Origin of the sequence: Bacillus sp. L381, from assembly GCF_030284525.1 — a bacterium.
GTDB lineage: Bacteria > Bacillota > Bacilli > Bacillales > Bacillaceae > Bacillus > Bacillus amyloliquefaciens.
In genome coordinates this window covers 1,582,126-1,603,320 of the sequence record NZ_CP127224.1, presented here as the reverse complement: position 1 = coordinate 1,603,320, position 21,195 = coordinate 1,582,126, and the positions used below count along the sequence as shown (strand labels likewise).

The 21,195-nt window shown below is 46.4% G+C and carries 19 protein-coding genes; all 19 read right to left on the bottom strand.

All coding sequences use genetic code 11. From position 1 onward, the window contains the following. Window positions 1-28: 28 nt before the first annotated feature. The 19 genes from dapG to QRX25_RS08075 all read right to left on the bottom strand — a co-directional run bounded on the left by dapG (window position 29) and on the right by QRX25_RS08075 (window position 21,128). A complete protein-coding gene (gene dapG, locus QRX25_RS08165) occupies window positions 29-1,243 on the bottom strand; it encodes an aspartate kinase (protein ID WP_014470390.1) in 1,215 nt (404 codons plus the stop codon). A gap of 88 nt (window positions 1,244-1,331) precedes the next feature. After that, window positions 1,332-2,372 (bottom strand): aspartate-semialdehyde dehydrogenase, encoded by a 1,041-nt coding sequence (gene asd / locus QRX25_RS08160; protein WP_212101393.1) that lies wholly within the window; start codon window positions 2,370-2,372, stop codon window positions 1,332-1,334. Between the two features lie 132 nt (window positions 2,373-2,504). Further along, complete coding sequence (dpaB, locus tag QRX25_RS08155; protein WP_065981473.1) at window positions 2,505-3,095, bottom strand: dipicolinate synthase subunit B; 591 nt, start codon at window positions 3,093-3,095, stop codon at window positions 2,505-2,507. 2 nt (window positions 3,096-3,097) lie between these two features. Beyond that, the gene (dpaA, locus tag QRX25_RS08150) at window positions 3,098-3,988 is read right to left on the bottom strand and encodes a dipicolinic acid synthetase subunit A (RefSeq protein ID WP_061573895.1); all 891 of its coding nucleotides are present in this window, start codon (window positions 3,986-3,988) and stop codon (window positions 3,098-3,100) included. A 156-nt stretch (window positions 3,989-4,144) separates the two neighbouring features. Beyond that, window positions 4,145-4,402, bottom strand: a complete 258-nt coding sequence (locus tag QRX25_RS08145; protein WP_003154176.1) for a YlmC/YmxH family sporulation protein — start codon at window positions 4,400-4,402, stop codon at window positions 4,145-4,147. 74 nt (window positions 4,403-4,476) lie between these two features. Continuing rightward, window positions 4,477-5,712: a M16 family metallopeptidase gene (locus QRX25_RS08140; protein ID WP_061573894.1), complete on the bottom strand. Its 1,236-nt coding sequence runs from the start codon at window positions 5,710-5,712 to the stop codon at window positions 4,477-4,479. A 40-nt stretch (window positions 5,713-5,752) separates the two neighbouring features. Then, window positions 5,753-6,712, bottom strand: coding sequence for a polysaccharide deacetylase family protein (locus tag QRX25_RS08135; protein ID WP_212101391.1), 960 nt, complete (start codon window positions 6,710-6,712; stop codon window positions 5,753-5,755). Between the two features lie 111 nt (window positions 6,713-6,823). Then, a complete protein-coding gene (pnp, locus tag QRX25_RS08130) occupies window positions 6,824-8,947 on the bottom strand; it encodes a polyribonucleotide nucleotidyltransferase (RefSeq protein ID WP_212101390.1) in 2,124 nt (707 codons plus the stop codon). A 173-nt stretch (window positions 8,948-9,120) separates the two neighbouring features. Beyond that, on the bottom strand, window positions 9,121-9,390 hold the full coding sequence (gene rpsO, locus QRX25_RS08125) for a 30S ribosomal protein S15 (RefSeq protein ID WP_003154182.1): 270 nt from the start codon (window positions 9,388-9,390) through the stop codon (window positions 9,121-9,123). Window positions 9,391-9,555: 165 nt separating this feature from the next. Beyond that, the gene (ribF, locus tag QRX25_RS08120; RefSeq protein ID WP_212101388.1) at window positions 9,556-10,497 is read right to left on the bottom strand and encodes a bifunctional riboflavin kinase/FAD synthetase; all 942 of its coding nucleotides are present in this window, start codon (window positions 10,495-10,497) and stop codon (window positions 9,556-9,558) included. A gap of 19 nt (window positions 10,498-10,516) precedes the next feature. Next, entirely contained in the window at window positions 10,517-11,446 is a 930-nt protein-coding gene (truB, locus tag QRX25_RS08115) for a tRNA pseudouridine(55) synthase TruB (protein WP_212101386.1), read from the bottom strand. An 83-nt stretch (window positions 11,447-11,529) separates the two neighbouring features. After that, window positions 11,530-11,883, bottom strand: coding sequence for a 30S ribosome-binding factor RbfA (gene rbfA / locus QRX25_RS08110; RefSeq protein WP_003154185.1), 354 nt, complete (start codon window positions 11,881-11,883; stop codon window positions 11,530-11,532). Between the two features lie 16 nt (window positions 11,884-11,899). Further along, window positions 11,900-12,178, bottom strand: coding sequence for a DUF503 domain-containing protein (locus QRX25_RS08105; RefSeq protein ID WP_065981468.1), 279 nt, complete (start codon window positions 12,176-12,178; stop codon window positions 11,900-11,902). Beyond that, a complete protein-coding gene (gene infB, locus QRX25_RS08100; RefSeq protein ID WP_212101384.1) occupies window positions 12,175-14,328 on the bottom strand; it encodes a translation initiation factor IF-2 in 2,154 nt (717 codons plus the stop codon). Before infB ends, QRX25_RS08105 begins: the two co-directional genes overlap by 4 nt. Window positions 14,329-14,347: 19 nt before the next feature. After that, entirely contained in the window at window positions 14,348-14,650 is a 303-nt protein-coding gene (locus QRX25_RS08095; RefSeq protein ID WP_003154192.1) for a YlxQ family RNA-binding protein, read from the bottom strand. Window position 14,651: 1 nt separating this feature from the next. Next, window positions 14,652-14,927, bottom strand: a complete 276-nt coding sequence (gene rnpM, locus QRX25_RS08090) for an RNase P modulator RnpM (RefSeq protein WP_065981466.1) — start codon at window positions 14,925-14,927, stop codon at window positions 14,652-14,654. Window positions 14,928-14,940: 13 nt separating this feature from the next. Next, window positions 14,941-16,062, bottom strand: a complete 1,122-nt coding sequence (nusA, locus tag QRX25_RS08085) for a transcription termination factor NusA (protein WP_045506141.1) — start codon at window positions 16,060-16,062, stop codon at window positions 14,941-14,943. 39 nt (window positions 16,063-16,101) lie between these two features. Next, window positions 16,102-16,572 carry a ribosome maturation factor RimP gene (gene rimP / locus QRX25_RS08080; protein ID WP_065981465.1) on the bottom strand — a complete coding sequence of 157 codons (471 nt, stop codon included), beginning with the start codon at window positions 16,570-16,572 and terminating at the stop codon, window positions 16,102-16,104. A 242-nt stretch (window positions 16,573-16,814) separates the two neighbouring features. Beyond that, window positions 16,815-21,128: a PolC-type DNA polymerase III gene (locus tag QRX25_RS08075; protein ID WP_212101382.1), complete on the bottom strand. Its 4,314-nt coding sequence runs from the start codon at window positions 21,126-21,128 to the stop codon at window positions 16,815-16,817. Window positions 21,129-21,195 lie beyond the last annotated feature (67 nt).

Below are 21,195 nucleotides of genomic sequence, written 5' to 3'. Positions count from 1 at the left end.
TTTTCACCTCATCATGATTCAATCACATTTACTTTGAAAGTTCAAACACTTCATGCAGCGCATTTACGGCCGTTACCATATCTTTTTCATGAACGAGCACCCAGATCGTCGTATGGCTGTCGGCAGATTGCAGAATCGGAATGCCTTTATCCGAAAGTGCTGAGACGATTTTTGACGTCACGCCCGGCACACCCATTATTCCGGCACCGACCGCTGACACTTTCGCACAGCTTTCCGTCACTGTCGGCTCATAGCCTAATTCGGCCAAAATGCCGCGCGCGGCTTCCGTTTTACTGCCGGCTACGGTATATACGATTTCACTCGGCGTAATGTTAAAGAAATCCACGCTGATGCCGGCATTCGCCATTGCTTTAAAGACTTCAGTCTGAACATTGTATTGCCCCATTTTGGCGGGAACCTTAAATTGCGTCACATCTTTTACATGGGCGATCCCCGTGATCAGCCGTTCGAATACATCGCTGCCGACCTTGGACGAATGATGGGACGTCACCAAAGTGCCTTTGTCTTTTGAATAAGTGGAACGCACGCGGATCGGCACCTTTGCCTGCATGGCGATTTCCACCGCGCGCGGATGAATGACTTTCGCTCCTTGATAGGCAAGATTGCAGATTTCCGTATATGTGACATTCGGAAGCGGTTTAGCATTTTCCACGATTCTCGGGTCGGCCGTCATGACGCCTTCCACGTCCGTAAAAATGTCGATAAATTCAGCATCAACCGCCGCGCCGATCGCTGCTGCTGATGTATCGCTTCCTCCTCTGCCGATCGTCGTCGTGTCGCCTTTTTCAGTCGCTCCCTGAAATCCTGCGACAACGACGGCATCATGGCTGGCGAGTGTCTCGAACAGCCGCTCTGTTTTCATTTCTATAATTTTGGCGTCAGTATGCTGGGCATTTGTTAAAAACCCTGCCTGGGCTCCTGTTAAAGCTGCGGCTTTTATGCCGTTTTCCTTCAGCATGCTGGTAAAAACAACAGACGAAATCGTTTCTCCGCAAGACAAAAGCATATCCTGCTCTCTCGGAGAAATATCGGACTGGCTGCCGTAAAGAAGCCCGATCAACGAATCTGTCGCGTACGGGTCTCCTTTTCTTCCCATCGCTGATACGACAACGATAACTTTATAACCTTCACTGATGGCATCTTTAATGTGTGCTAACGCAAGCTTGCGGCCTTTGTCATCTTTTACGGATGTTCCGCCGAATTTTTGAACAATGATCTTCACTATTTTCACTCCAAATTAGTCTGACGTAACAGAAGAGAGCAGGCAGAGCCTTACTCTCTTCTGTTCGCCTATAGAAAATACGTTTGTTTTATACGAGGTTCAGTTTTTGCAGGCTTTCCGCAATTTGAACTGAGTTCCAAGCGGCGCCTTTTAACAGGTTATCAGAAACAACCCACAAATGAAAACCGTTTGCTCTGTCCAAATCTTTACGGATTCTTCCTACAAATACATCACGTTTACCGACGCAATCAGCAGGCATCGGGTAAAGCTGCTCCGCCGGCTCATCCTGAAGTGTAACACCCGGAGCCTCTTTTAAAAGCTGTTTAATATCTTCAACGGTTGCGTCATCACGGTCAAGCTCAATGTAAACAGATTCTGAGTGACCTGTTTCAATCGGCAGTCTGACACATGTCGCGGCCACTTCAAGCTTTGGCATATGCATGATTTTTTTCGTTTCATTAATCATTTTCATTTCCTCAAACGTATAGCCGTTATCTTGCAATTTATCAATTTGCGGAATGGCGTTAAAAGCGATTTGATAGTGCTTTTTGTCCCCTTTAACCGGCATAATGGACGGTTCTATAGGTTCATTGTTTAAAATCGCCTTTGTCTGGCTGTACAGTTCTTTCGCCGCTTCATTGCCGGCCCCGGACACAGCTTGGTAAGTAGATACAATGACTTTTTTCAAACCGTATGCTTTGCGGATCGGTTCAATCGCCGCCACCATCTGAATCGTTGAACAGTTAGGGTTGGCGATAATGCCGTTATGTTTATGCAGATCAGCTTCGTTCACCTCAGGCACTACAAGCGGTGTATTTTCGTCCATGCGGAATGCGCTGGTATTGTCAATCACGATGGCTCCCCGTTTTACAGCCTCGGGCGCCAGGCTTTGTGATACGCTGCCGCCGGCGCTGAATAACGCGATATGAACGCCTTCGAAGCTTTCCGGAACAGCTTCCTGCACTGTATATTCTTCGTCTTTAAACGTTACTTTCGTACCAGCAGAACGCTTTGAGGATAGTAGTGTGAGTGTTTCGATTTCAAAGTTTCTGTCTTCCAATGTTTTCAGCATTTGCTGTCCTACGGCTCCCGTCGCTCCGACAACTGCTACGTGTAATCCTCTTCCCATCTGTAAAACTCCTTCCGCCAATTAAGCATCATTTGTTGAATTGACTTTGCATTTTACGTTTTATTTTACCATAGAATAGTCACGGATTGACCGAATTTTTTTATTCCGGAATGATTTTCTCTATCATGTTTTTTATTCTTGATGCTGTACGAGCACCGGCTGAACCTGCTGATGCAAAAGAGCTTTTTCCACCGTAATCGGAAGGAGATCCATTCTGGCGACAAGTGATGTCGGTTTTTTCACATGGTCATCCTGGCCGAACGGGATGAAAAATATGTGTTTTGCGGACATCAGCCTCATTAAATTCGTTCCGTTTAAACCAAGACCGTCATTTGTCGAAATTCCGAGCACGACCGGTCGGCTGTTGCGGATCGTGGCTTTCGCCGCCATAAGGACAGGGCTGTCAGTCATCGCATTTGCAAGCTTGCTCATTGAGTTTCCGGTTAAGGGGGCGATGACCATGCAGTCGAGCGGAAGTTTCGGCCCGAGAGGCTCCGCTTTTACGATGGAATCAATCACCTCAAAACCTGTTGCTTCTTCAATTTTTCTGATCCAATCTCCCCCCTCTCCAAAGCGCGTATCGGTCGATTGGACCGTCGACGTCACAATCGGCCGGACTTCAGCCCCCTGACTGACAAGCGCTTCTATTTGCGGAAAAACCTCTTCATAAGTGCAATGCGAGCCGGTTAATCCGAATCCGATTCTTTTCCCTTTCAAAGACATGGCTATCTCCCCTCTTTCTTTAAGTCTGCCAAAAGCTTGCTCAATACGTTCGCTATAATCTGTCCTGCTGTTTTCGGAGCCACAATCCCCGGAAGCCCCGGAGCAAGCAGCGCTTTAATGCCTTGCTTTTCAGCATATTTGAAATCCGTTCCGCCCGGACGGGATGCTAAATCCAAAATCAAGGTCCTCGGCGTCATACGCGATAAAACCCGTTGATTCAGAATCAGGCTCGGTACGGTGTTAATGCAGATATCAATATCATTTACATGATCAGTAATCTCTTCAATTTGAAAAGGAGAAAGCCCCATTTCCGATATACGGGCCAAATGAGCCGAACTCCGCGCTCCCACTTTTACCTTCGCCCCTAACGCTGCAAACGTCCGGGCGATTGTCATACCGGTGCGCCCCATGCCGAGAACGGCGACGTTTGACCCGTGAATGGTATAATCCGTATGCTGAATCGCCATCATGATTGTACCTTCGACAGTGGGAATCGAGTTGAATATCGCGATGTCGTCCCGCTCAAATAATTTAACAAGCTTGCGGCCGGCTTCGCTGGCGATGCCCTCGAGGTATGCGTTAGAGATGCCTGAATAAATAACACAATGCTCCGGTGTCTGCTCGAGATAACTTTGCTTTAATACCACTTCTTCATTTGAAAAAACCGTGGAGACAACGCCTTCTCCGGTCGTTGCCGATACAGGCAGGATGATACTGTCTATTTTCGGAAATGGAATCTCATCAATTTTGCATTTGACGGTTCCCGTAAAACCGTCATCCAATTGGTCAAACCCTGCAAGATAAATATCGGCATGCTGTTCTGTCAGTTTTCTTATAATCTCAAGCTGTCTTGCGTCACCGCCAATGATCGCAATTGTCAATCCGGTTAACATTTGAAACGTTCACCTTCTTTACAGTTACTGGATCTTATAAGTGTCATCCTCCTCTTCATCGTATGTGCGAAGAGAAAGGGCGGTGAATGTACAGCGTTTTTTTCATAAAAAAAGCACCGGCTGTTTGAGCCGGTGCTTGCAAAAAATGAATACGGTCTACTCTTCGGGAGGAGTGATCTCCCCGGGAACATCTAAAATGATCATGTCTGACCCGATTTTTTGAATATGATTCCAGGGAACACGGATGTCGTGGCCTTGTTTTCTCAACCCGAACCATTTTACCGTCGGTATCAACAGCGCGGTAATTTGTCCGTCCTGTTCATTAATTTCCAAATCGGTCTGACCGAGCACGCCGAGTCGCTCTGCCCGTTTAATGTCTACAATTTCTTTACCTGACAGTTCACTGAGCCTCATGATAGCCACCCCCTTGTACTATATGACCCGGAGCAAAAAAAAATGCCTGCCCCGTACAGAGGCAGACTTCCCGCTTAAGATGAGGACGGCATATTGCCGGTCGGACTGATGAGCGATAATGCGTAATCATCCGTAAATAAGCGGCGGCTCAGGCCGTTGACGCTCTCCAGGCTGACTGCATTTAATTCAGCGATAATTTCATCCATCGTCTTATGCTTTCCGAGCAGGAGTTCGTTTTTCCCGTTCCGGCTCATTTTGCTGTTTGTGCTTTCTAAGCTGAGCATTAAACTTCCCTTCATTTGCTCTTTGCTGTTTTCCAGTTCTTTCGGGGTAATGCCGTCACGTTTTAGAACCGATAACGTTTCTTGAATGGTTTCAGACAGAAGCCCGAGCTGATTAGCGCCGGTGCCTCCGTAAATCGTCAGCATACCGCTGTCTTCATAGGAACTGTGATAGCTGTAGACAGAATAGGCCAGTCCTTTATCTTCACGCACATCCTGGAAAAGACGGCTGCTCATGCTTCCGCCCAGCACGTTGTTTAAGACGATTAAATCGTAGATGTCCGGGTCTCCGACTTTCAGGCCTTTAAAACCGAGGCAGAGATGCGCCTGTTCGGTGTCTTTTTTTCTGGTCAGCTTTTCATAATGAAACTCAGGCTCGCTGATACTGCCTGCCTTGCCCTTTGCTTCGTATGTACCGAACCATTTCTCCACGTCTTTAATGAATTGTTCTGTTACATTTCCGGCGACAGAAATGACGACGCGGTCCGGTGTGTAAAAGTTATCCATATGCTGTCTGAGAGAATCGCCGTTAAAAGCAGAAAGCGTTTCCTCCGTCCCAAGTATCGGGTAGCCGAGCGAATGATTGCCGTATGTCGCTTTGCTCAGCAGATCGTGGACAATGTCATCCGGCGCGTCTTCATACATCTTAATTTCTTCATATACGACGTTCTTTTCTTTTTTGAGTTCATCTTCATCAAAAGCAGAATGAAAGAACATATCGGCCAGCACGTCAAGTGCGTAGTTTGCATGTTCATCCAGCACTTTGGCGTAATAGCACGTATATTCTTTTGAAGTGAAGGCATTCACTTGACCGCCTATCCGATCGAAGGATTCTGCGATTTCCCGTGCGGATCTCGTATTTGTTCCTTTAAAAAACATATGCTCAAGAAAGTGCGAAATACCGTTTGTATCCGGCGTTTCATGGCGTGATCCCGTTCCGATCCAGACGCCGATTGCCACGGACCGCACCGTTGGATTATTTTCAAGCACAACTCTTACACCGTTTTGGCATGTATAGCGTTTTATCAAGTTTGTTCCTCCTATTCAAAGACAGGCAAACTGCCGCCTGCTACTTCATCAGCCTGTTTTCATCCATTAAGTCAGACACTGAGCCGAGCGCATAGCCTTTTTCTTTGATTTTTGTAATCAGCGTTTCCAGGCTTTTCGCAGTCGGATCAGTCGGATGCATTAAAATCATGGCTCCGTTATGTATTTTGCTCAACACCCTTGTTTGTAAAACAGCCGGAGACGGTTTTTGCCAGTCAATGGTGTCAACGGTCCACATGATGGTGCCCATTCCTTTTTCCGCCGCAAGGTCGACCACGGCTTTTCTGAAGCTGCCGCTTGGCGGCGCAAACCATTTCGGCTTCATGCCGAGCGTCTCGCTGATTTGTGCATTGGTTTTGTCAAGCTGTTCGGAAATGCTTCCTGATGTCAGTTTGCTCATATCAGGGTGATTGTATGAATGATTTCCGATTTCATGTCCGTCTGCCGCTATTTTTTTCCCAAGTTCCTGATTGTTTTTCAGCCATTTCCCTTCAAGAAAGAAAGTTGCTTTGACCTGATGCTGCTTCAGAATAGGCAGCATTTGCTCCACGTACTCATTTCCCCAGGCTACATTTATCAGGAAAGCGACCATCGGTTTATCAGGGTTTCCTTTATAAATGGGTTCGGGCGCAAGAGAATCGAGATGGACTTTCGGTTTTACCTGTTCATAGACAAGGTCTTCCTCGTGAAATTCTCCGTCCTTTTTCATTTGCTTATAGGATTTTTCCACATTGACCTTTAAACCGTTATAACCGGGTATCGCCTTCCATATTTTATCAACCCTCGCATCTTGCGGCTTCACTTCATACTCCGGCGCTTTTTGGAGCAATTCCTCATAAAGCGGATCTTTTGATGCTGACACAGTCACTGCGTCTTTTTTTATTGCGTCTATGTAATCAACTGTATACGGGTTTTTTAACATCTCAAACGAAACAAAAAAAAGAAATAAAAAAACGGCAAACGGCACGAATTTTTTCAACATGTCCTTCCCCCCTCATCACACATTATGTATGAGGAGGACAAGGTAGAACCCGCTGTTGTCTTTCTCAAAATAAAGAAGCCGGGTCTCCCAGGCTCCTTGTTAGGTTTTCATTTAAGATTGTTGTTGTTCTTGTTCTTGTTCTTTCTCTTCGCGCAGCACTGCTTTACGCGACAGGTTGACTCGTCCCTGTTTGTCGATTTCAGTTACCTTCACAAGGATTTCGTCACCGATTTTCACAACATCCTCAACTTTGCCGACCCGTTCGAGCGCAAGTTCAGAGATGTGAACGAGACCGTCTTTTCCGCTGAAGATTTCAACGAAAGCGCCGAATTTCTCAATCCGTTTGACTTTACCGAGGTAAAGCTGGCCGACTTCGACTTCTCTGACAAGGTCTTCGATGATTTTTTTCGCTTTTTGGTTGTTGCTTTCATCAGTAGAAGAAATAAAGATGGTGCCGTCTTGTTCAATGTCAATTTTAACACCGGTATCTTCAATGATTTTGTTGATTTGTTTACCGCTCGGCCCGATAACGTCACGGATTTTATCCGGATTAATTGTCATCGTTAAGATTTTTGGCGCATATTGAGAAAGTTCTTTTCTTGATTCACCAAGCGTGCTGAGCATGCTGTTCAAGATTTCCATTCTTCCTTTTTTCGCCTGCTGAAGCGCTTCTTCAAGAATTTCTCTTGAAAGGCCTTCAATTTTAATGTCCATTTGCAGCGCTGTCACGCCTTTTTCCGTGCCCGCTACTTTAAAGTCCATGTCACCGAGGGCGTCTTCCATCCCTTGAATATCCGTTAACACCGTATAGTACTCGCCTGATTTCACAAGCCCCATCGCGATACCCGCAACAGGCGCTTTAATCGGAACACCGGCGTCCATCATGGCAAGCGTGCTCGCGCAAATGCTGGCCTGTGAAGTGGAACCGTTTGATTCAAGCACTTCAGATACGAGACGAACCGTATACGGGAAGTCTTTTTCATTCGGAATGACCGGCTCAAGCGCACGCTCTCCAAGAGCCCCGTGACCGATCTCACGGCGTCCCGGTCCGCGCATCGGGCCTGTCTCCCCTACGCTGAATTGCGGGAAGTTATAATGATGCATAAACCGTTTTGATTCTTCCACGCCTAAACCGTCAAGAATCTGAACGTCGCCAAGAGCGCCTAATGTACAAACGCTGAGCGCCTGCGTCTGTCCTCTCGTAAACAGCCCGGAGCCATGCGTTCTCGGCAGAAGGCCGACTTCTGAAGAAAGCGGGCGTATTTGATCGACACCGCGGCCGTCAGGACGGACTTTTTCTTCTGTGATCAAACGGCGCACTTCATTTTTCACAAGTTTAGACAGTGTCTGTTTCACTTTTTTGATCGTATCTTCATCGTGCTCTTCTTCTTCAAATTTTGCGACGACTGCATCTTTCACTTTATTGATCGCATCTTCACGCGCATGCTTTTCGTGAACCTGAATGGCGCTGAGAAGATCCGGCTCCGCAAGACTTTTTACTTTTTCGCTGAGCTCTGCATCAATTTCATACAGTTCAATTTCGGTTTTTTCTTTACCGACTGCCGCGACAATTTCTTCTTGGAATGCGATCAGGCGCTTAATTTCTTCGTGGCCGAACATTATCGCCTCAAGCATGATTTCCTCAGGAACTTCATCCGCTCCCGCTTCCACCATGTTGATGGCGTCTTTTGTGCCTGCAACGATGAGGTTGATATCACTTTTTTCAAGCTGGTCAACCGTCGGATTGATGATGAACTGTCCGTCAATGCGGCCTACCGTCACACCCGCAATCGGGCCTTCAAACGGAATATCGGAAACGCAAAGAGCAAGTGATGAACCGAACATTGCAGCCATTTCAGATGAGCAGTTCTGATCAACACTCATGACAATACTGATAACCTGTACTTCGTTACGGAATCCGTCTGCGAAAAGCGGGCGGATCGGACGGTCGATCAGACGGCTGGCTAATACGGCCTTTTCACTCGGACGGCCTTCTCTTTTAATAAAGCCGCCCGGAATTTTACCTACTGCATATAATCTTTCTTCGTAATTAACGGTAAGCGGGAAAAAATCTAGCGGTTTCGGTTCTTTTGATGCGGTTGCTGTGCTGAGCACTGCGGTATCGCCGTAGCGGACCATAACAGCGCCGTTTGCCTGTTTGGCAAGCTGGCCGGTTTCTACTGTAAGCTGTCTGCCGGCCCAATCTATGGTAAAGACATGTTTCTCTTGTCCCATTCGATTACGAGCTCCTCTCTTAATGTGTGAAATAATCAATTACTCCTATTATGAACGAAATGAATTGAACATATCAATGTCAAAGTAGTATGTAAAAGGATTTCATTGTTTTTTTATCATTATTTTTTCGCTTTAATACGATAAAAAAGCGGGAATCCTCCCGCTTTTTACGATTATCGACGTAAGCCTAGTTTGTTAATTAACTCACGGTAACGAGTTACGTCTTTATTACGCAGATACGTAAGAAGATTACGACGTTTACCTACCATTTTAAGAAGACCGCGACGTGAGTGGTGATCTTTCTTGTGAGTACGCAAATGCTCGTTCAAGTTGTTAATTGAGTCTGTTAGGATAGCGATCTGAACTTCTGGAGATCCAGTATCAGATTCGTGTGTTTTGAACTCGCTGATGAGTTGGTTTTTACGCTCTTGAGTAATTGCCATCCTGTTTCACCTCCATATCATAATTAGCCCCAGTTACCTAGCAACCGTCGGTGACTTCGGATTGCCAAGCAATGGTTTTAAGACTACGAAACATATGATACTAAAAATCGCGCCCATATGCAAATCTTTTAGAATAAAATTTGTGTACTTTTGATGTTTTTTCCGTTATTTGCTGAAAAAACGGATCGCTTCTTGTTTGTCTTTCTCGATCTGGGCCGTCAGTTCAGCGATGCCGTTAAACTTCTGTTCGCTGCGGATGCGTTTGTACCACTCGATTTTAAAGTCTTCCCCGTACACATCCTGTTGAAAATCAAATAAATGAACTTCAATTGACGGCTGATCGGGACGCTTTTCATAAAAGGTAGGTTTATAGCCGATATTGCAGACGCCTTCATACTTCTCGCCTTTTATTTCGGCTTTCACGGCATAAACGCCTGTCGGCGGCACGATATAACTGTTGTTGAGGCCGATATTCGCCGTCGGAAAGCCGATGGTTCGGCCTCTTTTGTCTCCGTGAATCACAGTGCCCCGGATAAAATACGGCTGGCCGAGGAGAGTGTGTGCCAGCTCAACGTCACCATCCTGCAGTGCCGACCTGATGTAAGTGGAGCTGATCTTTCTGTCCTGCTCGGTCTGTTTTTCGACAGTCGTGCATTCAGCCTTGCCGTTTAAATCGTCCGGCAGTGTGGCCATCGTGCCTTTTCCGTATTTTCCATACGTAAAATCAAAGCCTCCCACAGCATGCTGAGCGTTTAATCCTAAAATATACTCCTCGGCAAACTGTTTTGGAGACAGAGCCGCAAACGCTTCATCAAACTTTACGATATACAGCACATCGGCGCCTAAACGCCCGATCTGGCTGATTTTATCTTCAAGCGGCGTAATCAGATCCTTTGGCTCTCTGTCCCTGCCCAAAACATGGGAAGGGTGGGGATGAAACGTCATGACGGCCAGCGAAAGGCCTTTTTCTTCGGCAATTTGTCTGGCTGTACCGATTACTTTCCGGTGCCCTAAATGAACGCCGTCAAAGTAGCCGAGCGCCATAACAGACGCCGGCTGCTCTTCTTTTTGTAAATGATGCGGATGAGAAATATGTATCGTCTTCACAGAACGGTCACCTTTTTTCTTATTGTTCGCTTTTTTGCATCAGCACTTTAGCCGGTTTCAGCAGTCCTTTTTTTGAAGGGTGCGGCATATAAATGGCCACACATTCTCCGGCTTCGGTACAGACCGCTATACGGGCGTCAGCTGTCATTGCAGAAAATTCAGCCGGGATGTCAAACACTGACCCGTTTTCAGCTTTCTTAGCTAATGTATCACTTATGACCCATTTCGGCAAATGATTGAGCGCTCTTTCAATCGGCACCGCATGCTCTGCAACCGTGCCGCCTGAAACCTGCTGCTCAAGCTCCTCAAACGTGAAACACTCATCAAGGCTGAAATCGCCGGAAGCCGTCCGGATAAGATGCGACATATGCGCGGGATAGCCGAGCTTTTCACCGATTGTCACTGCCAATGTTCTGACGTAAGTGCCTTTTGAGCACGTTACTGTGAAGCGGAATGACGCTGTATCATCCGTATAAGTGACAGGTGAAGTGAGGGCGATATCTTCAATCGTGATATTTCGCTTCGGCCGCTCCACTTCAATACCCGCTCTGGCGTATTCATAAAGCTTTTTCCCGTTGACCTTCACTGCGGAATACATCGGCGGCACTTGCTCCAGCGGTCCCTTCAGTTCGTCTAAAACGGCTTTGATGTCCGTTTCATTTATCGGCTCCTTGACAGGTTTTACGCTGATGGTTTCCCCCGTCTGATCTTCAGTCGATGTGGAGAAGCCGAGAGTGATCTCAGCATCGTACGTTTTTGACTTGTCGGTGACGTACTCAACGATCTTTGTGGCTCGTCCGACACAGATCGGCAGTACGCCTGACACTTCCGGATCAAGTGTGCCCGTATGACCGACTTTCTTTGTTTTTAACAGTTTTCTTATTTTCATTACACAGTCGTGAGAAGTCATGCCGACCGGTTTATGTAAAAGGAGAACTCCGTTAACCATCTGTTTTCCGCTCCTTTGTTATCTTTTGTATCCCGTAAAACGCAGAAAAGAGGACAGACGACAACGCCCATCCTCTTTTCCCGTTATTCAGACGGTTTATCTGAATGCAGTTCGTGAATCAATGTTTCAATACGGTTGCCGTATTCAATTGATTCATCAAATTCAAATTCAAGCTCAGGCGTTTTACGGAGTCTGATTCGGCTGCCGATTTCGGAACGGATAAATCCCTTCGCTTTCTCAAGGCCTTTCAGCGCCTCCTCTTTCTTTTTCTCTCCGCCGAGAACGGAGATATACACCTTCGCTATTTGCAAATCACCTGAAACACGTACGTCTGTTACAGTCAGAAATCCGATTCTCGGGTCTTTCAGCTTTCGGCTGATAATATCCCCAAGCTCTTTTTTCATCTGCTCGCCGACACGGTTTGCTCTCATACTCAATTCAATCACCTCTAAGTTAAAACCACTCTGTTCTAGTGATCGTCCGTTCTATTTCGGGAAAGGAGTCAATAAACGCGAGTACGCGCTGAATCTCCCTTTCCGCCTGAACGTGAGAGGAGGAGACGACGGCGATTCCGAAGCTGGTCCGCTGCCAAGTGTCCTGATAGCCGATTTCTGCTGCCGACACGTTGAACTTATTCTGAACCCTTGTGATAATCCGCTTCAGAACGGCCCGTTTCTCCTTTAATGATCCCGCATCGTAAATGATGCATTCACATTCCGCAAATCCGATCACTTTCTTTCAATTTCCTGCATGACATACGCTTCAAGGATGTCACCTTCACGAATGTCATTGTATTTCTTAATCGTAATACCACATTCATATCCTTGTGAAACTTCTTTCACATCATCTTTGAAGCGTTTCAGAACATCTACTTCCCCTTCGAAGATTACTACGCCGTCACGGATCAAGCGGAGTCCGCTGTCACGTGTAATGTGGCCGTCTGTTACATATCCGCCGGCAATCGTGCCGATTTTCGACACTTTGAATGTTTGGCGCACTTCAACCTGACCGATGACTTTTTCTTCGTATTCAGGATCAAGCATTCCTTTCATCGCCGCTTCAATTTCTTCGATGACTTTGTAAATGATACGGTGAAGGCGGATATCTACATTTTCAGCTTCAGCCGTGCTCTTAGCATTTCCGTCTGGGCGCACATTAAACCCGATAACGATTGCATTTGAAGCAGATGCGAGAATGATGTCTGATTCCGTAATCGCACCGACGCCTGTGTGAATGATTTTCACTTTTACGCCTTCTACTTCAATTTTTTGAAGAGCGGCCGTTAACGCTTCGGCAGAACCTTGAACGTCCGCTTTTACGATTAAGTTGATATCTTTGACATCGCCTTGTTTAATTTGCTCAAACAGATCATCAAGGCTCAGCTTCGCTTTGTCGCTGCGCTGTTCTTCCAATTGCTTGGAAGCGCGCGCTTCACCGACAGAACGGGCTGTTTTTTCGTCTTTAAAGACGAGGAATTGATCGCCAGCCTGCGGTACGTCGTTTAAGCCCGTGATTTCCACAGGTGTGGACGGTCCGGCTGTTTTCACGCGGCGGCCGAGATCATTGACCATGGCCCGCACGCGGCCGAATGTATTTCCGACAACGATCGGATCTCCGACATGCAATGTTCCCGTTTGAACGAGAAGTGTCGCAACAGATCCTCTTCCTTTATCGAGCTCAGCTTCAATAACCGTTCCTTTTGCCTGACGGTTCGGATTGGCTTTCAGCTCTTCTACTTCACTGACAAGCAGAATCATTTCGACAAGCTCGTCAATTCCCTTGCCTGTAAGAGCGGACAGAGGAACGAAAATCGTTTCTCCTCCCCATGCTTCCGGAACGAGTCCGTATTCAGTCAGTTCCTGCATAACACGGTCCGGGTTCGCGCTTTCTTTATCCACTTTATTCACGGCAACGATAATCGGAACCTCAGCCGCTTTCGCATGGTTGATGGCTTCGACTGTTTGCGGCATAACGCCGTCATCAGCCGCTACGACTAAAATGGTAATATCGGTTACTTCCGCTCCGCGTGCGCGCATCGTTGTGAACGCCGCGTGTCCGGGTGTATCAAGGAAAGTGATTTTTTTGCCGTTTTCTTCGATCTGGTAAGCCCCGATATGCTGGGTGATTCCGCCGGCTTCTCCTTCAACAACTTTAGTCTTTCTGATGCTGTCAAGAAGGGTCGTTTTCCCGTGGTCAACGTGGCCCATGATCGTTACGACAGGCGGACGGATTTGAAGATCTTCTTCTTTGTCAGCCTCTTCATATTTTTCAAGCTCAGTTTCTTCAAGCACAATCACTTCTTCTGTTTCCACACCGTATTCAGATGCGATCAGTTCGATTGTATCTTTGTCAAGCTCCTGGTTAATCGTAGCCATTACGCCCAGAAGCATCAGCTTTTTAATGAGTTCAGACGGTTCTTTGCCCAGTTCTTCGGCTAAGGCTCCGACTGTTAAAGAGCCGGAAAACGTAATTTTCTCAGGAAGCTCTTTTTTCGGCTTCAGCGGTTTTTGCTGATGCTGATTTTTGTTGTTATGATTGCGTTTGTTTTTGTTTTTGTTGTTGTTGTTATTCTTCTTGTTTTTGTTAAATTGATTATTCTGCACGTCATTCTTCTTTCCGTCTCGAATTTTGTTTGGTTGATTCCCAGCAGGCTGCTGATTAACCCCTTGCGGCTGCTTGTTTTTGTTCGTTTCCGCAGGCTTTTGAGATTTAACGCCGGCGCCGCCTTTTTTAAATTTCGCATCAAGCTGCTTAATGGTCTTTTCTTCAAGCGTTGCCATATGGTTATTTACTACTATATCCATGTTTTTCAGCGCAGTCAAAATTTCCTTACTTGAAACATTGATGGCTTTTGCATATTCGTATACTCTCATTTTAGCCATTCGTTCACCCCCAAAAATATTAATCGAGCAAGCTGATCAGCTTATTCGCAAAACCTTGGTCAGTGACGGCGACAACGACACGTGATTCCTTGCCGATAGAACGGCCGAGATCCGCGCGGCTTTCGACTTTTTTATAAGGTACTTTATAATAATTGCATTTATCGGATACTTTTTTTGCAGTATTCGCAGATGCATCTTCTGTCAGCAGAACAAGTTTTGCACGCGCATTTCTAATTTCTTTTATAACCAAGTCCTCGCCCGACACGACCTTACGAGCTCGATTGGCCAGACCCAGCAAGGGAAACCATTCCATTCCAGACATGTTATTTTTTCACCTTTTCCGCCAGTTCCAGCAATTCTTCGAAAATCTGGTCATCGATTTGTGTTTGAAATTGATTTTGCAATGTGTTTTTCTTTTTCGCAGCTAAGATGCATTCTTTCTCAAGGGTGATATAGGCACCCCGCCCGTTCTTCTTGCCTGTCGGATCGACTGAAATCTCTCCTTCTTTTGAACGGACTATTCGGATCAGTTCCTTTTTAGGCTTCATTTCCCCCGTTACCACACATTTGCGCAGAGGAATTTTTTTTCGCTTATTCACCTAAAGTCACCTCTTATTCATCCGATTCGGCTGTTTCAGGCTCCATAAAGAGCGGCTCTAAATCGTCATCTTCTTCATGCTCTCTCGGATAGATGCCAATGTCTCTTGCATCCGTTTCACTTTTGATATCAATTTTCCAGCCTGTCAGTTTCGCGGCTAAGCGGGCGTTTTGCCCTCTCTTTCCGATTGCCAGAGAAAGCTGGTAATCAGGAACGATGACAGTCGTGGCTTTTTCTTCTTCGTTGACGATGACATCCAGCACTTTAGATGGGCTGAGCGCATTGGCAACAAATTCAACCGGATCGTCAGACCAGTTGACGATATCAATTTTTTCGCCTTTCAGTTCATTGACGATCGCCTGTACGCGCTGGCCTTTAGGGCCGACGCATGAACCGACAGGATCGACGTCAGGATCATCAGTGCGGACGGAGATTTTAGAGCGGTCGCCCGCTTCTCTGGCAACGGATTTCAGCTCGACCGTTCCGTCATAAATTTCCGGCACTTCGATTTCAAAAAGACGCTTCAAAAGACCGGGATGTGTTCTTGATACATAGATTTGCGGCCCTTTTGTCGTTTTTTCGACTTTTGTAATGAATACTTTAATCCGATCGTGAGGTTTATAGCTCTCATTCGGCATTTGTTCATTAACGGGCAGCAGCGCTTCAATCTTGCCGAGAGACACGTAAATAAATTTGCTGTCTAAACGCTGTACAATTCCCGTCATGATGTCTTCTTCACGATCGATAAATTCTGAGTAAATCACGCCGCGCTCAGCTTCACGGACACGCTGCGTCACCACTTGTTTTGCTGTCTGCGCAGCAATGCGGCCGAAGTCTTTCGGCGTTACTTCTATTTCAACGACATCTCCGACAAGGTAGTTCGGATGGATGTGCTGAGCGTCGTCAAGCGAGATTTCAAGCCTTGAATCGTATACCTCGTCTACGACATCTTTTCTTGCGAACACGCGGATGGTGCCCGTCTCACGGTTCAGATCGACCCGTACGTTTTGTGCCTGGTTAAAATTTCGCTTATACGCAGAAATTAAGGCAGCTTCAATTGCTTCGATGATAATGTCTTTACTGATGCCTTTTTCTTTTTCAAGAATCGTGAGGGCATCTAATAGTTCACTGCTCATGTTAGCGGTCTCCCCCCTTAAACACTAATACTTCATTCATTAAAAAGTTACAGCTAATCTTGCGTTAGCTATTTTTTCATACGGAATATTGACCCGTTTCTTCCTTGTTTTGACCGTCATCTCTATTGTAGCAGTTTGTCCATCAAATTCAGCCAATTTGCCTTCAAACACTTTTAAACCGTCAATCGGTTCGTACGTTTTCATGTACACATTTTTGCCCAGTGATTTTTCGAAGTCGGCTTTTTTCTTTAATGGACGCTCGGCTCCTGGAGAAGATACTTCAAGAAAGTAGTTTTGAGTGATCGGATCGGCCTCATCCAGCTTTTCGCTTAACGCTTCGCTGACTTTGGCGCACTCCTCAATATCAACACCGTTATCGGAATCAATAAACACGCGAAGGAACCAGTTTTGACCCTCTTTGACAAATTCAATGTCTACGAGTTCAAGCTGAAGGTCATCTAGTATGGGCTGAGCCATTTCTTGAACGGTATCAGTCACTTTTTTGCTCATGTTTTTCCTCCTTGTGCTGTCGATATCATATCAGCCGTTCCTCTGCATAAAAACCCTGCTTCTAAAGAGCAGGGGCTTTGAGAAAACGATGGACATGTCGAGGCAAAATTGCCTGTTCAATACAAAAGAGCGGGTTTCCCCACTCTTTGGCCTCGGTAATCGTTAGCATTTCCAATAAAACTATACCATAACCATATATTTAATGCAAATCAAACTCCGCCTAAAAGGCTTGCTGCCAAAGCTTAAAACAGTGACAGCTGGTTTTGGTCCGGAAGCGACTCCAGACAGCCGTGGCGGTCTAAATACTCTAAAATGGTTTTTGACACTTTTCCGCGTTTTTGAAGGTCTTCTTTTGAAAGGAACTCTCCTTCTTCCCGCGCTTTTACAATATTGAGAGCGGCGTTGGTTCCGAGTCCCGGAATTGAGTTGAACGGCGGGATCAGACTGTTGCCGTCAATAATAAATTCCGAAGCGCTTGAACGGTATAGGTCGACCTTCTGGAAGGAATAGCCGCGTTCACACATTTCAAGCGCAAGCTCTAACACGGTAAGGAGGTTTTTTTCCTTCGGCGAAGCATCCAGCCCTTTGGAACTGATCTCATCCATCACCGCCCTGATGGCAGTCGAGCCTTTAATCATCGTATCAATGTCAAAGTCATCTGCGCGCACGGTAAAATAAGCAGCATAGTATAAAAGCGCGTGATGCACTTTAAAGTATGCAATCCGCACCGCCATTAACACGTATGCGGCGGCGTGGGCTTTCGGGAACATGTATTTGATTTTTTTGCATGAATCAATATACCAGTTCGGCACATTGTTCTTTTTCATTTCTTCTTCCCATTCCGGCGTCAGGCCTTTGCCTTTACGGACAAATTCCATAATTTTAAAGGCCAGTGAAGGCTCAAGGCCCTGATAGATCAAATAAACCATTATGTCATCACGGCAGCCGATCACTTCGCTCAGTTCACACGTATTGTTGTGTATCAGTTCCTGCGCATTGCCGAGCCATACGTCGGTCCCGTGGGAAAGCCCGGAAATCTGAACAAGCTCAGAGAACGTCGTCGGCTTAGTATCTTCGAGCATCTGCCGCACAAATCGCGTCCCGAATTCAGGAATGCCGAGCGTCCCCGTTTTGCAGCCGATCTGCTCTTCAGTGACGCCGAGCGATTCTGTGCCTTGGAAAATCTTCATAACTTCAGGATCATCCGTCGGAATCGTCTTCGGATCAATTCCGCTTAAATCCTGGAGCATCCGGATGACTGTCGGATCATCGTGTCCCAATATATCAAGCTTCAGCAGGTTGTCATGAATGGAGTGGAAGTCAAAGTGGGTCGTTTTCCATTCAGAACCCGTCGCATCAGCCGGGAATTGAATCGGTGAAAAATCGTAAATATCCATGTAATCCGGTACAACGATAATACCCCCCGGGTGCTGGCCGGTCGTTCTCTTAACGCCGGTACAGCCCTGTACGAGGCGGTCGATTTCTGCGCCGCGCATGTGAAGGTTGTGGTCGCCCGCATAGCCCTTCACATATCCGTAAGCCGTCTTTTCCGCAACGGTGCCGATCGTTCCCGCACGGTAAACGTTATCTTCACCGAACAGCACTTTCGTGTAGTTATGGGCATGCGGCTGATACTCACCTGAGAAGTTCAAGTCAATATCGGGTACTTTATCACCTTTGAAACCTAAGAACGTTTCAAACGGGATATCGTGTCCGTCCTTTTTCAAAGGAGTGCCGCAAGACGGGCAGCTTTTATCCGGAAGGTCAAAACCGGAACCGACGGATCCGTCATTAAAGAATTCGGAATACCGGCAGCTCGGGCACACATAGTGCGGAGCGAGCGGGTTCACTTCAGTGATTTCCGTTAAAGTCGCCACAAGTGATGAACCGACGGATCCCCGGGAGCCGACGAGATAGCCGTCATCCAGAGACCGTTTTACAAGCTTATGAGAAATGAGATATATAACGGCGAATCCATGGCCGATGATGCTTTTTAATTCTTTCTCTATTCTCGCTTCAACAATTTCAGGAAGCTCTTCACCGTAAATGCTTCTCGCGCGCTGATAGCTCATTTCACGGATTTCTTCATCGGCTCCGTCAATTTTCGGCGTATACAGGTCGTCTTTAATCGGTTTGATCTCTTCGATCATGGAAGCGACTTTTTGTGTATTCTCAACCACGATTTCTTTCGCTTTTTCCGCACCCAGAAAGGAGAAAGCATCCAGCATTTCATCTGTCGTTCTAAAGTGCACTTTAGGCAGTTCATGTCTGTTTAACGGGTTGGCGCCGCCTTGAGAAGAAATTAAGATCTTCCGGTAAATTTTATCCTCATCGTTTAAATAGTGGACATTTCCTGTCGCAACGACCGGTTTATTCAATTTTTCCCCGAGCTTCGTAATGTTTGTGATGATTTCTTTCAGCGCTTTTTCATCCCGGACGAGCTCAAGCTGCAGAAGGTGCCTGTATACTTCCGGCGGCTGCACTTCAAGATAGTCATAGAAAGATGCGATATCTTCAACCTCTTCAGGTGATTTTTGCATCATGCCTTCAAAGACCTCTCCCCTGTCACATGCAGAACCGATTAACAGGCCTTCTCTGTATTTATCAAGCTGCGACCTCGGAATGCGCGGCACTCTGTAGAAATATTGAATATGAGAAATGGAGACGAGCTTAAACAGATTTTTCAGGCCGGTCTCATTCACGGCAAGCAATGTAGCGTGATAAGGCCTTGATCTTTGGTAAGCATTGGATTGTCCCATATTCTCATTCAGCTGATCATGATAAAAAATGTCTTTTTCAGCCGCGTCTTTGAGCATTTTTAACAGCAGATATCCTGTTGCTTCAGCGTCAAAGACCGCTCGGTGATGCTGGGTTAATTCGATATCAAACTTCTTACATAACGTATTTAAGCGGTGATTTTTAAATTCAGGATACAGGAAACGCGCGAGTTCCAGCGTATCAATGACCGGATTTTTCGCTTTTTCGGTTTTCAAAAGGCGCTTGTACGCCACATTTAAAAATCCCATATCAAAGCTGGCGTTGTGAGCCACTAACACATCATCGCCGATCCATTCTTTAAAATCCCTGACAACGTCAACGACATCGGGCGCGTCGCGCACCATGTCATCCGTAATTCCGGTAAGCTCTATCGTCGTTGCCGACAGAGGGTGGTGCGGATTGGCGAACGCTTCGAATTTATCAATGATTTCTCCGCCTCTTATTTTGACTGCCGCAAGCTCAATGATAGTGTCATACACTGCTGACAGACCTGTCGTTTCAACGTCAAAGACGACATATGTGTCCTCTTCCAGGAGACGGTGAGCGGGATTGTATGCGATCGGAACGCCGTCATCTACGATATTGGCTTCCATTCCGTAAATCATTTTAATACCGTGCTTTTTCGCGGCGGAATAAGCATCCGGGAAGGACTGCACGACGGCATGATCAGTTAACGCAATCGCTTCGTGTCCCCATTTTTTCGCCTGTTCGACAAGCTTCCCGATGCCCGTTACGGCGTCCATTTGGCTCATCGGAGAATGCAGATGAAGCTCTACCCGTTTTTCACCTTCAGGAGCGGTATCTTCCCGGGTTTTGGCTTTTACTTCATTCACGTCATTTGCAATCATGACGAGGTCTCTGACGAATGTATCGTTTTGGATGCTTCCCCGCGCTTTCACCCACATGCCCTTTTTCAGCGTTTTCATGAGGGCGGCGTCTTCTTTTTCTCTTGCAAACATTTTTACTAGAATACTGTTTGTATAATCCGTAATTTTGAAAATACAGAGCGTCCGTCCGCTTTTCAGCTCGCGTGTTTCAGCATCAAACACATAGCCCTGCACCGTGATTCTTCTTTCTTCATCCATGATGCTGTCGAGAGTCCGGATTTCTTCGTTCTCTTTAATTTGATAGCCGATGACAAGCGGCCCGGACGGCGTCTGATCGTCATCGCCCTCTTTTTCCTTCTTCTCCATTTCGATAAGCGCCTGCATCGCCCGCTCCTGATCTTCAGCAAGCTTTTGCTCGCGGAATTTCTGAATTTCTTGATCAGACACGAAAATTTCCGTATCCAGCTGCAGTTCCGGAAAGCCGAATTGGCGATAGCTGTGCTGAATCAGTGCGCTGTATTTATTTTTGAGCGCCGATGCTTCTGTATCCGTCTTTGTTTTCACGATCAGCTTGTTTCCCTTGAGCTTCGGCTTCTGCTGATTCAAAAGGGCCACCATCGGCGGCGAGGTTCCTTCAAGCTCTTCGATACAGCGTGTCCAATAATCCTGTACAAGCTCCTCTGACACACTAGGGTCAATGACTTGAATGGACGACGTGACACGGGCGATGTGAGCAAACGATTGTGTTAACCTCATCATGAATGAATCATATATTTGATACGGCAAAAGAGCCTTAAAGCGAAATTGGAAATGCCAGGCCTTTTCTGCTTTATGGATTGTCAGTTTATCAATCTCTCCATCTTCAAAGTATGTCATGAAGGTATCATCTGTCATATTAAGCTGCTGCAGAAGAATCTGAAACTGTCTTCTGTTTACTGATAACTGTTCCATTCAGACAGTATCCCTCCCTTAAAACATCATAAGTGAAGGTACCTCCGCAGGTGATGAGGTACCTTCT